Genomic DNA, 17,018 nt, shown 5'->3' on the forward strand with positions numbered 1-17,018 from the left:
ATTGCCTAATATTTCTGAAAAGCACGAGGACTGTCTTTCTAGTCAAAAGCTGGAAAGCAGTCCTTTTTAGATAATCTGGTAAATCTTGTCTTCTGGCAGGTAGAGATGAGATTTGAAAGCTATACTAATTTATGGTAAAATGAATTATCAATGACTGATTAAGGAGAAAGCAATGGCGTTCGGCGAAGAAAAACACAAGAAAACAACATTTGAAAAAGTAACTTTAGTAATTGTTGTCGTGATGGTTGTCGTGACATTAGCTGGCTTGATTTTACCAGCCATTAATGCATTGATGAATTAAGAATCTGTATTCACTGTTCAGCACTTCTATACTAAGGCTAGTTTTTAAGCACTCATCGTTAGTTTTTTAAGAAAATACAGTCAGTATTTTGAAAAACTACCTTGATTGGCTAAAAACGATTTCTTATATATAAGCACTTCGCTTGTGAATACAGGTCTAAAACGCTTTTAAGCGTTTTTTTCTAGGAAAGAATAGGGTAAATTATGAGTATGTTTTTAGATACTGCCAAGATTAAGGTCAAGGCAGGGAAAGGTGGCGACGGGATGGTCGCCTTCCGCCGTGAAAAGTATGTACCTAATGGCGGTCCTTGGGGCGGTGATGGTGGCCGTGGCGGAGACGTTGTTTTTGTTGTAGATGAAGGCTTGCGTACTCTCATGGACTTCCGTTACAACCGTCGTTTTAAAGCTGACGATGGTGAAAAAGGGATGACCAAGGGCATGCATGGTCGTGGTGCGGAAGACCTGATTGTTCGAGTACCACAGGGGACAACTGTTCGTGATTCGGATACTGGCAAGGTCATCACCGACTTGGTTGAAAATGGTCAAGAATTTGTTATTGCCCACGGTGGTCGTGGTGGTCGTGGAAATATTCGTTTTGCGACACCTAAGAATCCAGCGCCCGAGATTTCTGAAAATGGAGAACCAGGTGAGGAACGCAATCTTGAATTAGAATTGAAAGTGTTGGCTGATGTAGGTCTTGTAGGTTTCCCATCAGTTGGTAAGTCAACGCTTCTCAGTGTTATTACAGCAGCTAAACCTAAAATTGGTGCCTACCATTTTACAACCATTGTGCCAAATTTGGGAATGGTTCGGACCAAATCTGGCGAGTCATTTGCTGTGGCAGACCTACCAGGTTTGATTGAGGGTGCTAGTCAGGGTGTTGGATTGGGAACGCAATTCCTTCGTCACATCGAGCGGACACGTGTTATCTTGCATGTTTTGGACATGTCAGCAAGTGAAGGTCGTGATCCTTATGAAGATTACGTAGCCATCAACAATGAATTGGAAACCTACAATCTTCGCCTCATGGAACGTCCTCAGATTATCGTTGCCAATAAAATGGATATGCCAGAAGCGGCAGAAAATCTGGAAGAGTTCAAGAAGAAATTGGCAGCCAACTACGACGAATTTGACGAACTGCCACAGATTTTCCCAATCTCAGGGATTGCTCACCAAGGTTTGGAAAATCTTTTGGAAGCCACAGCTGAGTTGCTCGAGAAAACGCCTGAATTCTTGCTCTACGACGAATCAGATTTCCAAGAAGAAGAGGCATACTATGGCTTTAACCCAGATGAGCCAGAATTTGACATCAGTCGTGCAGACGATGCAAGCTGGGTTCTATCTGGTGATAAACTAGAAAAACTCTTCACCATGACTAACTTTGATCGTGATGAATCTGTCATGAAATTTGCACGCCAGTTGCGTGGCATGGGTGTCGATGAAGCCCTCCGTGCCCGCGGAGCCAAAGACGGCGACACAGTTCGCATCGGCAAGTTCGAATTTGAGTTTGTGGATTAACGTAGCAGTTTGACTGCAAGTTAACTTGCTAGTCAAACTACGCCAAGTCCTAGGGGACCTTGGCTAGCTACCTTACTAACTTCACCCAAATGGTAGTATCGACCATTTGGGCTCCGTGTCGTAACGTTGGAACTACCTCTAAGTCCTAAAGGACTTGATGTAGTACGGTAGCCGCTATGGCGGACTACCTACCAACCTTACTAATTTCATTCAGTTAATGATCGTTTGTAAACAATCTATAAAATAGTTGGAGGTTTATATGGGTGATAAACCAATATCCTTCAAGGATAAGGATGGAAATTTTGTCTCAGCAGCCGATGTATGGAATGCTGAGAAATTAGAAGAACTTTTTAATACACTTAATCCTAATCGGAAATTTCGTTTAGAAAGAGAACGATTGGCAAAGGAAAAAGAAAAAGAATAAATCCCAAATCTGCTTGTTAGCGTAAAAACAGGCAGATTTTTTATATCTACTTTTAAATGCGATATTTATCAATATAATATTATGTCTAAAAATGCATTTACATGTATAAATGGCGTAAATATTCACTGAAATATTAATAAATATAATTTTTAAGGAAATTGGACATTATTGTTTGGCGTGTTCAATTATTTATAGTATAATACAATAGATAGTTACTGAATTTTTAATGATTTTTTGTAAAATCTGTAAAATTTTTGTAATTAATAAATAAAAAATTGGGGGAGGTTTTTTCGATGCGTAAAGCTAAGAAAAAGTCGTTTAATTGGTACGGAATGAAGCAACATTTCTCAATCCGTAAATATCATTTTGGTGCTGCAAGTGTCTTGCTTGGTATGTCATTGGTGATGGGGGCTGGTGCACAAACTGTTAAAGCAGAAGAGACCGCGGCATCCTCAGATGCGACTACTGCAAGTAGTACATCGGCTACTTCGACAGAATCAAGCACAAGTACCGAGGAAGCTGTTGCTTCTACTTCCAGTCTGACTATTGATGCTCAGACTGTCACTGACCAAGAACGTATAGCAACAATTAACTATATCGTTACATATGTATTGGAAGATGGTACAGTTGTGAATGCAAGCATTGAAACTGCAACGATCAATACAACTGAAGAAGTGGCTAAGGCAACTATTCCAGTTTATGTTGAGCTACCAGCAGGTTATGAGTTGGCTACAGGTCAATCCGCAAATGTGACTCAAGAAGTTGTAGAAAATGGTCAAAATGTTGTAACAGTTAAAGTAGTTAAAAAAGTTGAGACAACTTCATCAACAACTCCAAGTTCAACTACTGCTTCATCAACTACTGCAAGAACAGTTTCATCAACAGTAGCTTCAACGACTGAAACTTCAACATCTACAGCAACACCAGCAACTGTAGAAGAAGCTAAAACTGTTCTTGAACAAGTATCTTCGGAAGCAGAGCTTTTAGCAAATGAGGCTAATCATTTGGTTGCTGCAGATAGCACAAATGAAGCGTTGAAAACAGCAGCTGCCGCAACTAAATTGGTTGTAACAGAAGCAACAGTGGTATTGAACGATTCAACTGCAACGTTTGAAGCCGTGAATGCTCAAATTGATGCTGTTCGTTCGAACGTAGAAGCACTTGTTCTTGAGTTGCGTAAGTACTCAGAAAATGGTGATATTGTTGTAATGTTGGCAACAACTTCATCAACAAGCAACCTTACCTATGGTTTGCTTAACCAAGGACCAGGCTCAGACTTCGAAACACTTCAAACATCAGGTCAGGGTGCAATTGCAGATGGATTTACTGTGTCGCCAGACATGGATGATCCTGCAGGTGCTACAATAACTCGTCCAATTTTTACAGAAACTGCAGAATTGAAGAATGATCCGACTGCGGGTCGCTATACTTTCCTTGTTTCTAATCTTGATCCATACGCATTGGTTAATGAAACAGCTAGTCGTCAAAATTTGTATATGACTGTTTCTAGAGATATGACTGACCCAACGAATACAGATGTGTATGTTCGTATCGTCAACAAGGATACACAAATTCTACTTGGCGAAACCGTTGTATCTCTTGGGGATACAACAAAAGTTTTGAACGGTCAAATCGCAAATGTAACAATTACAGTTCCTAATCCAGCAACTAACTCATATGTTCCTCATACCTTGAACTTTACTGTCACTTATGAAAAAATAACACTTGGAGGAAAAGAGACAGATCGGTTAGAGTTTTATTATGGCAGTGCGGAGTCTCCTGATTTACGTACTAGAGCTGTTTGGCAGTCTAATGGTTTAGTGCAAAAAGGAGATCCAGTTCACAAACTTTGGAGTTATGTTCCGAAAATTGCTACTCAAACGACTTATTACCGTGTACAAGGTACTGATGAATTGATTGGAACCTATGTTATTAGTGGTCTTGAAGGTGATAAATTTACTTCTTCAACACAGCGTGATGTGACAAATTATGAATATGTTTCAGGTGCACAAGAATCGGGACAGATTTCAGAAGGATATGCTATTGGTACGACAGCAATCACAGTTGCTCCTTCACGTGCTGGGTTTATTGAGCGCCGTGTGAAAACATTTGTTTCAGAGGATGGAGATATTGTTATTACCATTCAACGTAAAGCCGCTGATGCAGATGATTCTACTTATGAGACTGTTTATACAACAGGTGTTTTGGATAATTTGAAATATTGGACGGCAGAGACCACACTCGAAGGGTACGATGCAACACGTCCATACTCATTCCCAGGTAAAACTGCATTTTGGACACTGTATAATGAGTTTGCAGAAGCTAACGTTGATACAACTTACTATTATGTTCAAAAAGGTTCAGTTGAAGTTTTCTATGTTGATGAAAAAGGAAATATCCTTCAAGATAGTAAGGTAGCCGTTGCTCACGGAGATACAGGATCAGGCTACGATACAACTACACTTCGTGATGCTACCATTGTAAAAGATGGCGTTACTTACTACTACAAAAACATTGATGGTGTTGGCAATGCAGGAGTATTTGCCGCTACTACACATGCAGATGATGAGCGTACAGTAGAAGAAATTACTGCTGAAACTGGAACAGTTGCAAGCAATACTATAAAAGAACTAACGTATGTTTATGTTCCTGCTGGCCATGTAAATATCAACTATGTCAACGAAGCTGGCGATGTTATCAAAGCTAAAGTTGTTGATACAGTTGATGGGGAACCAGGGACCACTTATGATGCGACACAAGATGGTGAAAAACCAACAACAATTGTTGCAGAAGATGGCAAGACATATACATTTAAAGAAGTTTCAGCAACTTCAGCGGGAACAACTGGCGAGATCGAGGCAGGTGTTACTAAAGAAGTTATCTACGTTTATGAAGAAGTAAAAGGTAATGTTGTTGTTAATTACGTTACAACAGACGGTACCGTTATTCAGGCACCTGTAAATGATACAACAAATGCTTCAACAGGTACGACTTACGATACTACAGATAACAAACCAACAACAATCACTACAGCAGATGGTAAATCATATCGTCTAGTTCCTGCACTTACCATTGGTAATGAAAAAGGCGAGGTCGTTGTTGGTACAACAGAAGTTACCTATGTGTATGAAGAAATTAAGGGTGATGTTGTAGTTAACTATGTAAATACTGATGGTGAAGTAATTGCCGCACAAGTAGTAGATACCAAGACAACTTCAACTGGCACAGCCTATGATACAACTGATCACAAGCCAAATAAAATCACTACTGAAACTGGCGAAGTTTACTACTATAAAGAAGTTCAAGCTGGTTCAAACGAAACAGGTAAGGTTGTAGAAGGTACAACAGAAGTCACTTACGTATATGAACAAGCTGGTAATGTTGTTGTCAACTACACACTTGCTGACGGTACAGTTATCAAGGATCCAGTAAACGACGAAACAAACGCGAAACCAGGTAGTCCATACGATACAAAAGATAACAAGCCAGAAACAATTACTACTACAGATGGCAAAGTTTACAAACTTGTTCCAGCTGCGACAATTGGTAATGAAACTGGTGACGTTGAAGCAGGTAAGACAACAGAAGTCACTTACATCTACGAAGAAGTAGTCAGCGATGTTGTTGTTGAATACTACGATACAGAGGGCAATGTCATTGCGAAAACTGTAACAGATACAGATGATGCTTCAGTTGGTACAGTTTACAACACAGACGAAGACAACCGTCCTGCGACTATCACAACTGATGATGGCACCGTTTACTACTACAAAGAAGTGAAGGATACTTCTGCTCCAACAACTGGTAAAGTAGCAGAAACAACTACAACTGTTCAATATGTTTATGAAAAAGCTGGTAACGTTGTTGTTAACTACATCGCAGAAGATGGTACAGTTATTAAGCAACCTGTAAATGACGAAACCAACGCTAAACCAGGTACTGAATACAACACAACAGATAACAAACCAACGACTATCACTACAGAAGATGGTAAGACTTACGAATTGATCCCAACTGCAACAATCGGTAACGAAACTGGTAACGTTGAAGCAGGTAAGACAACAGAAGTCACTTACGTCTACAAAGAAGTGAAAGGTTCAGTTGTTGTTAACTACGTAACTACTGACGGAACTGTTCTCCAAGCACCTGTTACAGACACACCAGAAACTTCAACAGGTACTCCATATGACACAACAGATGTTAAGCCAGAAACAATCACAACAGCAGACGGCAAGACATACAAACTTGTTCCAGCCCTTACAAAAGGTTCTGAAACAGGCGATGTTGTTCCAGGCGTAACTGAAGTAACCTATGTGTACGAAGAAGTGAAAGGTGATGTTGTTGTTAACTATGTCAATACTGACGGAAAAGTTATTGCAACTCCAGTCGTAGATACTAAAGCAACATCAACAGGTACAGCTTACGATACAACCGACAACAAACCAGAGAAAATCATTGAAGATGCGACTGGTGATGTATACTACTACAAAGAGGTTCAAGCTGGTTCAAACGAAACAGGCAAGGTTGTAGAAGGTACAACAGAAGTCACTTATGTATACGAAAAAGCTGGTAATGTTGTTGTTAACTACATCACAGAAGATGGTACAGTCATCAAGACACCTGTTAATGATGAAACAAACGCAAAACCAGGTAGTCCGTATGATACGACTGATAACAAACCGAAGACAATTACTACCGAAGATGGTACAACATACGAACTTGTTCGCACCGATGGAAATGAGAATGGTTCAGTTGAAGGTGGTAAAACTACGGAAGTAACCTATGTTTATCGTAAAGTAGAAGCACCGGTTGCTAAAACAGGTAATGTTGTAGTTGAATATTACAATACTGACGGCGAAAAAATCGCAGTGGATGTTGAAGATACACCTGAAACAGCTGTTGGAACAGTTTATGAGACCCTTGATTACAAACCAACAACCATCACTAAAGATGGCGTGAAATACTACTACAAAGAAGTTAAAGCGACATCTGCTACTGAGAAAGGTACTGTAAGCGAAGGTACAACAACTGTTCAATATGTTTACGAACCAGGTGGTTCAGTCACAGTCAACTATGTAACGACTGATGGTACAGTTATCAAGTCTCCTGTGAAGGATGAAGAAAACGCTGAACCAGGTAAGTCTTATACAACAGAAGACAACAAACCAACAACCATCACAACAGAAGACGGTAAGACCTACAAACTTGTTCCAAACGCAACAACGGGTGATGAAAATGGAACAATCACTTCAGGTGAAGATAAGCAAGTAACTTATGTTTACGAAGAAGTGAAAGGAAATGTTGTTGTTAACTATATCGATACAGAAGGTAATGTTATCAAGACACCTGTCGAAGATACTAAGTCTGTATCAACAGGTACAGCATACGACACAACTGACAACAAACCAACTACTATCACGACAGAAGATGGTACAGAGTACAAACTTGTTCCTGTATTAACAAAAGGCGAGGAAACAGGTAAAGTAGTTGAAGGTACAACACAAGTAACGTATGTATACCAAAAAGTAACAACTCCTGCTCCAAAACCAAATGGTAGTGTCGTTGTTAATTATGTCAATACAAATGGTGAAACAATCGCAACTTCAGTAAATGATACAACAGATGCTAAATTGGATACACCATACGATACAACAGATTACAAACCTGCCATTATCAAACACGACGGTGTTACATACTACTACAAGGAAGTGAAATCTGGTGATAGCGAGACAGGTAATGTCGTCGAAGGTACAACAGAAGTCACATACATCTACGAACCAGGTGGTTCAGTCACAGTCAACTATGTAACGACTGATGGTACAGTTATCAAGTCTCCTGTGAAGGATGAAGAAAACGCTGAGCCAGGTAAGTCTTATACAACAGAAGATAACAAACCAACAACTATCACAACCGAAGACGGTAAGACCTACAAACTTGTTCCAAACGCAACAACGGGTGATGAAAATGGAACAATTACTTCAGGTGAAGATAAGCAAGTAACTTATGTTTACGAAGAAGTGAAAGGAAATGTTGTTGTTAACTATATCGATACAGAAGGTAATGTTATCAAGACACCTGTCGAAGATACTAAATCTGCATCAACAGGTACAGCATACGACACAACCGACAACAAACCAACTACTATCACGACTGAAGATGGTACTGTCTATGAAATCGTGCCAGTATTGACAATCGGTTCTGAATCTGGTTCTGTCGTAGAGGGTACAACACAAGTAACCTATGTTTATCGTAAGGTATCTACACCAACTCCAGCAGTTAAGAATGGTACGGTTGTTGTTAATTACGTAACAGAAGATGGTACAGTTATCAAGTCACCTGTGACAGATACGCCAACCTCTCCAGAAGGTACGTCATACGACACAACCGATAACAAACCAACTGAAATTACAACGGAAGATGGTTCACGTTACGTATTGATCCCGTCTAAGACAATTGGTTCAGAGAATGGTACAGTTGTAGAAGGCGAAACTGTTGTTACTTATGTGTACAAGAAAGTTGCGAACTGGATTCCAGAAATTCCGTCAACACCGGAAAATCCAACACCAGTTAACCCAGTTATCCCTTATCCGTTTGACCCAACAAATCCTGATAAACCGGTTGATCCAACAACACCAGGAACAAACGGTGAAGTTCCAAATATTCCTTATGTTCCAGGCTACACACCAGTAGATCCTAAGGACAATACACCATTGAAACCGGTTGAACCAAATGATCCAGGTAAAGGTTATGTACCACCAACTCCAGATGAAACTGGTAAAGATACACCAATTCCTTATGTTCAAAACGGTAATGTTGTTGTTAACTATGTAACAGAAGATGGCACAGTCATCAAGTCACCTGTAAATGATGAAACAGATGCACCAGCTGGTAAATCTTATGATACAACCGACAACAAACCAACTACTATCACTACAGAAGATGGTACAACTTATGAGCTTGTTCGTGTTGATGGTTCAGAAAACGGTACTGTTGTAGGTGGTAAAACAACTGAGGTAACCTATGTTTATCGTAAAGTTGAAACACCAACTAAGAAAGTTGTAACTAACCACGTTGATGAAGAAGGTAATCCGATTGCACCGCAAGAAGAAGGTACAACACCTGATAAATCAATCCCAGGATATGAGTTCACAGGTAAGACGATTACTGATGAAGATGGCAATACAACCCACATCTACAAGAAAACACCAACTAAGACAGTCATAACAAAACACGTTGATGAAGAAGGTAATCCTGTTGCACCACAAGAAGACGGTACAACACCAAATAAATCAATTCCTGGTTATGAATATGTACGTACTGTAGTTGATGTTGAAGGTAACACAACGCATATTTATCGCAAAGTTTCTAATAAGCCGACCCCACCTGCTACAGAAACTCCTGTGAAGCCTCAGCCAGCAACTCCGACTCCAACTGCGGATAAGGCGAAACAATTGCCAAATACTGGTGAAGCTTCATCTTCAGCTGGCGTCCTTGGTGCAGCGATGCTGGTTGCAGCAATCGCTCTTGCAGGCAAACGTCGTCGTAACGAAGACTAATTATGTTTCTTTACACGAATTCTTCCCCCGATAGAATAAGTGAAGAAATTTAGATAAATGTAGAAAGAATTACCTTTCTGAAAAAATGGTCCATTGGACCATTTTTTTTGTTTGAATTTTGATATACTAGACATAGTATATTCAATGAAAGAATGAGAATTTGATATGAAATTAGTCTATACAGATATTCGCAATCCTCTGACGCAGTATTTAACGGATACCGCAGCAGAATTTGCTAAGGAAGCTAAGCGAGTTTTTTACATTGCTCCAAACTCTCTATCTTTTGAGATGGAGCGCAAGGTCTTGGAATATTTGCCTGAACAGGCAACTTTTGATATTATCGTGACCCGTTTTGGGCAATTGGCCCGCTATTTGATGATTGATAGGAAAGAAGCAGGTCAACCGCTGGATGATGTTGGTCTGGCTATGATTTTCTTTCGTGTTCTATCGCAATTTGAAGACGGCGACTTGAAAGTCTATGGTCGTTTACAGACAGATTTTGGGTTCATTAACCAGCTAGTTGCTTTATACAAAGAATTGCAACGGGCAAATATGTCTATTTTGGACTTGGAAGCCATGGAGTCACCAGATAAGCAGGCTGATTTGGTAAAGATTTTTCTGGCTGTAACAGACATTTTGTCCAATGAAGGCTTTGAGCATCAGTCTAAGTTAGCACAGCTGATTAGCTTGGTGGAAACTGGTCAGTTGGATGAGCAGTTGAAGAACATTGTGCTGGTGGTAGACGGATTTTCTCGTTTTTCGGCAGAAGAAGAAGCTTTAGTAAGTGCTTTAAATGAACGGGTGTCGGAAATCCTGATTGGTGTATATGCCAGCAAAAAAGCTGTGCAAGCGACCTATGCGGAAGGGAACGTTTATCAAGCCAACGTTGACTTTTTACGTCAGTTATCAACGCAGTTCCAGACTAAGGCTACTTATATTGGTCAAGAGCCAGTCTTGGACAGTATTGGTAAATTTTCAAAGAATATGGAAGCCTATTATGACTACAGCGGGACCATGATAGACTTGACTCCAGCAGACCAAGAAAAAATCCAACTATGGGAAGTCGTCAACCAAAAAGAAGAAGTTGAGCAGGTTGCGACTGCAATTCGTCAGCATGTGCATCAAGGGGCTCGCTATAAAGACATCTTATTACTTTTGGGTGATGTGGATAGCTACAAGTTGCAGATTGGCAAGATTTTTGACAAGTATGATATTCCTTACTATTTTGGTAAGGCAGAGGAGATGAGTCATCATCCCCTGGTCCATTTTGTGGAGTCCTTGGAACGCTTGCGTCGCTATCGTTTCCGTGCGGAAGACCTGCTCAATCTCCTCAAATCTGGTTTGTACGCCAGCATTTCCCCAAAGGAGCTGGACCTATTTGAGTCTTACATCCTCTTTGCGGATATGAAGGGGCAGGCTGCTTTTTCGCGGGCTTTTTCGGTCAATGGCAGAGCGGACTACGATGCTGAAGCCATCAAGGAGAAAAGGCTTGTCTATGATTTGACTGTCTTGGAACCCCTACGTGCTAAGATTATGGAGCCTTTGAACCAGCTGTTTAAGGCTGGACCACAATCTGGAACTGCCTTGCTTGAGAAATTTATGGCTTTTTTGGAGGCAATTGAGCTTCCTAAAAATATGGAAAAAATGTCTCGAAATTTGAGTGAGGTAGAGCAAGAAAAAGAAGAGCAGGTCTGGAAAAGTTTTACCCATATTCTAGAGAATTTTCATCAGATTTTCGGAAAAGAAAAATTGAAAATGGATGATTTTCTGGCTATTTTACAGGCCGGCATGCAGGCTAGTCACTATCGTACCGTTCCTGCAACGGTTGATGTGGTCAATGTCAAATCCTATGATTTGATCGAGCCGCACACTGCTAAGTATGTTTATGCTATCGGAATGGGCCAGTCCAATTTTCCAAAAGTTGCCAAGAATACCAGTCTATTGACAGAAGAAGAGATGGAAAAAGTCAATCTTGTCTCGGCTAGTTCTTCACGTTTTGATTTGGTCAGCCGTGAGAATATCAAGAAGAACCATGCTGCTATGATGTCTCTGCTGAATGCTGCGACGGAACAGTTAGTCATTTCAACTCCTCAGATTTATAACGAAGGCGAAGATAGTCTTTCCCCTTATATTAAAATTCTCCAAAAAATGGGGTTGAAATCCGAAGAACGTGGAAGGATGAAAACACTTAGTCCACAAGACATCGGTCACTACAAGAGTCTCTTATCCCGTTTGATTGAGTCAGAAAGACCATCTCTTGAACATGAAGAATGGGAAGGGCAGACGGCCTTCTGGACAGTCTTGGTTCGCCATTTGAAGAAGAAATTGGAGTCGCAAGGCATTGAAATTCCGACCATTACTGGCGAAATAACTTCTAAACAACTTGCAGCTGATACCTTGGCTGCTTTATATCCAGAGGATAAGCCGCTCAATCTTTCAGCATCCAGCTTGACCAATTTCTACAATAACCAATATCTTTACTTTGTCCGTAATGTTCTTCGCTTGCGGGAACAGGAATCTATCCATCCGACGGCCTTTCAGCATGGTTTGTTCTTGCATCGGATTTTTGAACGAGTGGTCATGGATCAATCTGAACTAGATTTTGATCAAAAAGTGGACAAGGCCATCCTGCGAACTCGTGACGAGGCAGAATTTGCTATGTTCTATAACCAGGATGCGGATGCTCGCTATACGGAGGAGGTGCTGGATAAGATTGCTCGTTCCAGTGCAACCATTTTGCGGGATAATGATTTGGTTGAAATTGATGGTCAGGAAAAGAGTTTCCGTCAGGATAAGGCGCTGGTTTTTGACCTTCAAAATGGTAAGAGTGTGCATGTAAATGGTACAATTGACCGCTTGGATACCTTACAAATCAATCAAGCTGTCGGTGTTGTGGATTACAAGTCCAGCGACCAATCTTTTTCAGTTGGGGATTTTTACAATGGTCTTAAACCTCAGTTGGTGACCTATCTGGCAGCCTTACAAGAGCTGGATGAAACCAAGGATAAACCTGTTTTTGGGGCTATGTATTTGCATTTGCAGGATCCGATTATCAAGTTAAAAGACACGAAGAATGTAGAACAGCTAGAAGGAGCTGCCAATACGAGCTTGGTTTACAAGGGACTTTTCTTGAAGGAGGGAAGTCTGGGGCTCAATCATTTTTATCAGACTCGTAACCAACTCTACACGGAAGATGAGTTTGCAGTCTTATTGAACCACAACCAAGAACTCTACAAACAAGCTGCCAAGGACATTCTGGATGGTCGCTTTGCCATTAATCCTTATACCAAAGATGGGCGTTCGGTGGCAGGTGAGCAGTTGAAGGCAATCACTGGTTTTGAGGCGGATCGGCACATGGGCATGGCGCGGCGGTTGGTCAAAGAGGCCAAGCGTCAAGATTGGATGGAACGAATGAAAGGAGGTCAGGACTAATGGCTTTTGAACAATTTTTAAGCGCGGAAGAAATCAAGGCTGTGCAGCTGGCGGAAGCTAATTCTGATAAGCAACAAAAACGCACACCTGAGCAGATTGAAGCCATCTACACGCACGGTCAGAATGTTCTGGTCTCTGCATCGGCAGGGTCAGGAAAGACCTTTGTTATGGTTCAACGGATTTTGGATAAGTTGAAGCGTGGTGTGGGAATCGACCAGCTCTTTATCTCGACCTTTACAGTCAAAGCGGCTGGTGAGTTGAAGGAGCGAATCGAGAAAAATCTCAACGAAACCATTGCTGAGACGACCGATATGGAATTGCGTCGGCATTTGTCGGCCCAGTTGGCAGATTTGACTAAGGCGGATATTGGGACCATGGACTCCTTTACGCAGAAATTGGTCACAACCTACGGTTATAGCCTTGGTATTTCTCCGCAGTTTCGGATTTTACAGGATGAAACAGAAAAAGCGAGTCTGAAAAAAGAGGTTTTTGACCAGCTCTTTGCAGATTATCTTGAACTGGATGAAAGTGGTGCATTCCGCAAACTGGTTCGCAATTTTTCAGGCAACCGTAAGGATAATAGTGGTTTTCGTCAGGTTGTTTATCAGGTGCATGATTTTAGCCAATCGACGAGCAGTCCAACTAAATGGCTGAAAGAGCAGGCTGTTCAAGCTGATTTGTACAGTCAAGAGCGTATAGAGCAGATCTTAGAGCAAGGTTTTAAGGAAAAAGTGTTAGACAAGCTCTATCAAGCTGCAGATTTCTTCCGCTACCATGTGGAATGGGGCAGAAATGACTTTGGTTCCGCCAAGTATTTTGCAAATGTGGAAGAAGTCTTGGATTTGTTGACGGGTTTAGATAGTCTGGACCAGAAGGACTTGATGGAGCGGGTTGAAAGAGTCCTTCTCATCAATGATCAGTCCAGAGGCAAGGGCCTGACCAATGCCAATCGACCAAAAGATGAGCATTTGATAGCCTTTAAAGAAGAATACAATGCTGGCAAGAGCCAGATTATCTCAGGACTACGAGATTTGGGTCAGGAAGTTTATGAATTGACCCTGCTGAAAGATTATCAGGTTCAAGCTTTGCCACTGCTTGTATTATTACGTGACTTTGTCTTGGATTTTTCGCAGGCTTATCTGGATGTCAAAATCAAGGAAGCAGCCTTTGAATTTGGCGATATTGGGCATTTCGCTATTCGTATTTTAGAAGAAAATGTGGACATCCGCCAGTTTTTCCAAGAAAAATATCACGAAGTCATGGTGGACGAGTACCAGGATAACAACCATAGCCAAGAACGAATGCTGGACCTGCTGTCCAACGGTCACAACCGCTTTATGGTGGGCGACATTAAGCAGTCCATCTATCGATTCCGTCAGGCGGATCCGATGATTTTTCAAGAGAAATTTGATCTGTATCAGGCAAATCCTCAGGCTGGGAAATTGATTTTGCTCAAGGAAAACTTCCGTAGTCAGATTGAGGTCTTGGAGGCAACAAACGCTATTTTCACGCGCCTGATGGACCGTCATGTAGGGGAAATCAAGTATGACGACACCCACAGTCTAGTGGCTGGTAGTCCTGGTCAAAAAATTGCCCAGCCCAAGCATGAAATGGAATACTTCATTTACGACCAGCAGGAGAGCGCACATTCTTCAACGGATGCTGAGGAGGATGCTCTTCTTACTGCAGGTGAGATTGAGGTCGTTGCAAAAGAGATTATTCGTCTTCACAATGAAGAAGGGGCAGACTTCAAGGACATCACTCTCTTAGTGCAAAAACGGACGCACAATGACCTCATTATGACCATTTTTGAAAAACATGGGATTCCTATTGTGGCAGATGGCGGAGCAGCCTCCTATCTGCAATCTTTAGAAGTCATGATTATGCTGGACACCTTGCGGGTTATCAATAACCCACTCAATGACTACGCCTTGGTTGCCCTTCTCAAATCGCCTATGTTCCGATTCGATGAGGATGAACTGACACGGATTTCCTTGCAGGCTGGGACAGGTTTCTTTTACCAGAAAATGGAATTAGCCCAGCAAACAAATGGGCAACATCCTGAACTGATGTCAGGAGAGTTGAAGAAGAAAATTACGGATTTCTTGTCTATTTTGGAAAACTGGCGTGCCTATGCCAAGCTGCATTCTATTTATGACTTGATCTGGAAGATTTTCAATGAAAAATTCTACTATGACTATGTCGGTGCTCTTCCAAATGGCAGCAAGCGTCAGGCCAATCTATACGCACTAGGTCTGCGTGCCAACCAGTTTGAAAAAACAGGCTATAAGGGCTTGTCCCGCTTCATCGCCATGATTGACCGTGCCTTAGCAAATGACAAGGACTTGGCAGATGTACAAGAGTTTCTACCGCAAAATGCTGTACAACTTATGACCATTCACAAGTCAAAAGGTTTGGAGTTCAAATATGTCTTCCTCATGAATATCGATAAGCGATTCAACTTGGAAGACCATTACCAGTCAGTCATCATCAGCCGGAAAAATGGTCTAGGTATCCAATATTTAGCGGATATGAAAGATAAGGTAAATAGCCCATTGCCTCAGGTGCGAGTCTTAATGAACACCCTGCCTTATCAAAATAATCTCCAAGAGCTAAAAATTGCCAATCTTTCAGAACAAATGCGGTTGCTTTATGTTGCACTAACGCGTGCAGAGAAGAAGCTGTATCTGGTTGGAAAGGGCAATGCTGACAAGTTAGCTGAAAAATACGATGGTAAGAAGGAAGATGGCGTACTTGCCCAATCAACTCGTGAAAGCATGGCGACTTTCCAAGACTGGATTCTAGCCATTGATGAGGCTTTTTCAGGAGAAGACTTGCACTTCAAGAAAGTCTTTGTGACGGATGAGGATTTGACAGAGGAGAAGATTGGTAAACTGACATTGAAGAATAAGCTAGAAAACACCAGCCTTAAAGATATTCGTCAATCAGAAGACATCGCCCAGGCCTTGGACCAATTATCTTCAGTCCAAGAGTTGAATACCCGCTATAAGGCTGCCATCGAATTGCCAAGTTTACGTACTCCAAGTCAAATCAAGAAACTCTATGAGCCTGTCTTGGAACAAGAAGGCATGGAAGTTATGGAAAAATACCAGCCAAAACGAACCTTCAACTTGCCAGATTTCTCCAAGAAGCCAAAAATTACTGGAGCCCAAGTCGGTTCAGCAGTCCATGAACTCATGCAACGCTTAGATCTGTCTTGGTTGGTGACAGAAGATACGGTAAGAGAAGCACTAGAAGCTGTTCATGCTGAGCAAGCGGTTAAAGACAAAATCAATGTTCAGATGATTTTAGATTTCTTTGATACAGACTTAGGAAGAGAAATTCTAGCCAATACGGACAAACTCCACAGAGAAGCTCCATTTGCAAGTTTGCAGACAGATTCTTTGTCGCAGGAACAATTTGTCCTTCGTGGGATTATTGATGGCTACCTATTATATGATGATCATATTGTTCTCTTTGATTACAAGACAGACAAATATGACCAACCAAGCCAACTCAGCCAACGTTACCAAGCTCAAATGCAACTCTATGCCGAGGCATTGAAAAAAGCCTACAAGATAGATCGTGTAGACTGCCGTTTGATTTTGCTTGGCGGGGAGAGGATTGAAGTGGTTGAAGTCAACATATAGTCATTTAGTTGACTTTTATTACTTCGACGCAAGAGGAAACTCCGTTTCCTTATTTCCAACTTCAAACATTCCACTGGATTGTTTGAACTCGCTTTGCCGTACTCTGCAGGGGGTAACTTGCTCCGCAAGTGCTATCTC

6 protein-coding genes are annotated in these 17,018 nt (G+C 41.4%); all 6 read left to right on the top strand.

Annotated features, from left to right (window positions below; genetic code table 11):
* Positions 1-172 precede the first annotated feature (172 nt).
* A complete protein-coding gene (locus K5Q22_RS08450) occupies positions 173-301 on the top strand; it encodes a DUF4044 domain-containing protein (protein ID WP_002943675.1) in 129 nt (42 codons plus the stop codon).
* Positions 302-504: 203 nt separating this feature from the next.
* Positions 505-1,818 (top strand): GTPase ObgE, encoded by a 1,314-nt coding sequence (gene obgE / locus K5Q22_RS08455; RefSeq protein ID WP_032504854.1) that lies wholly within the window; start codon positions 505-507, stop codon positions 1,816-1,818.
* Positions 1,819-2,077: 259 nt separating this feature from the next.
* Positions 2,078-2,242 (top strand): hypothetical protein, encoded by a 165-nt coding sequence (locus K5Q22_RS08460; protein WP_024384426.1) that lies wholly within the window; start codon positions 2,078-2,080, stop codon positions 2,240-2,242.
* Positions 2,243-2,535: 293 nt separating this feature from the next.
* Positions 2,536-9,798 (top strand): MucBP domain-containing protein, encoded by a 7,263-nt coding sequence (locus K5Q22_RS08465; RefSeq protein WP_205013606.1) that lies wholly within the window; start codon positions 2,536-2,538, stop codon positions 9,796-9,798.
* A gap of 165 nt (positions 9,799-9,963) precedes the next feature.
* Positions 9,964-13,230, top strand: coding sequence for an ATP-dependent nuclease subunit B (gene rexB / locus K5Q22_RS08470; RefSeq protein ID WP_205013607.1), 3,267 nt, complete (start codon positions 9,964-9,966; stop codon positions 13,228-13,230).
* Positions 13,230-16,880 (top strand): helicase-exonuclease AddAB subunit AddA, encoded by a 3,651-nt coding sequence (gene addA, locus K5Q22_RS08475; RefSeq protein ID WP_205013608.1) that lies wholly within the window; start codon positions 13,230-13,232, stop codon positions 16,878-16,880. Before rexB ends, addA begins: the two co-directional genes overlap by 1 nt.
* The last annotated feature ends 138 nt before the right edge of the window (positions 16,881-17,018 follow it).

It is taken from the genome of Streptococcus sp. 2018162 (assembly GCF_019754175.1).
Taxonomy (GTDB): Bacteria; Bacillota; Bacilli; order Lactobacillales; family Streptococcaceae; genus Streptococcus; species Streptococcus hashimotonensis.

Excerpts from the sequence above, each read along its gene's own strand:
- K5Q22_RS08450 (WP_002943675.1), top strand. The coding sequence starts at position 173 with ATGGCGTTCGGCGAAGAAAAACACAAGAAAACAACATTTGAAAAAGTA.
- addA (WP_205013608.1), top strand. The coding sequence starts at position 13,230 with ATGGCTTTTGAACAATTTTTAAGCGCGGAAGAAATCAAGGCTGTGCAG.
- obgE (WP_032504854.1), top strand. The coding sequence starts at position 505 with ATGAGTATGTTTTTAGATACTGCCAAGATTAAGGTCAAGGCAGGGAAA.
- rexB (WP_205013607.1), top strand. The coding sequence starts at position 9,964 with ATGAAATTAGTCTATACAGATATTCGCAATCCTCTGACGCAGTATTTA.
- K5Q22_RS08465 (WP_205013606.1), top strand. The coding sequence starts at position 2,536 with ATGCGTAAAGCTAAGAAAAAGTCGTTTAATTGGTACGGAATGAAGCAA.
- K5Q22_RS08460 (WP_024384426.1), top strand. The coding sequence starts at position 2,078 with ATGGGTGATAAACCAATATCCTTCAAGGATAAGGATGGAAATTTTGTC.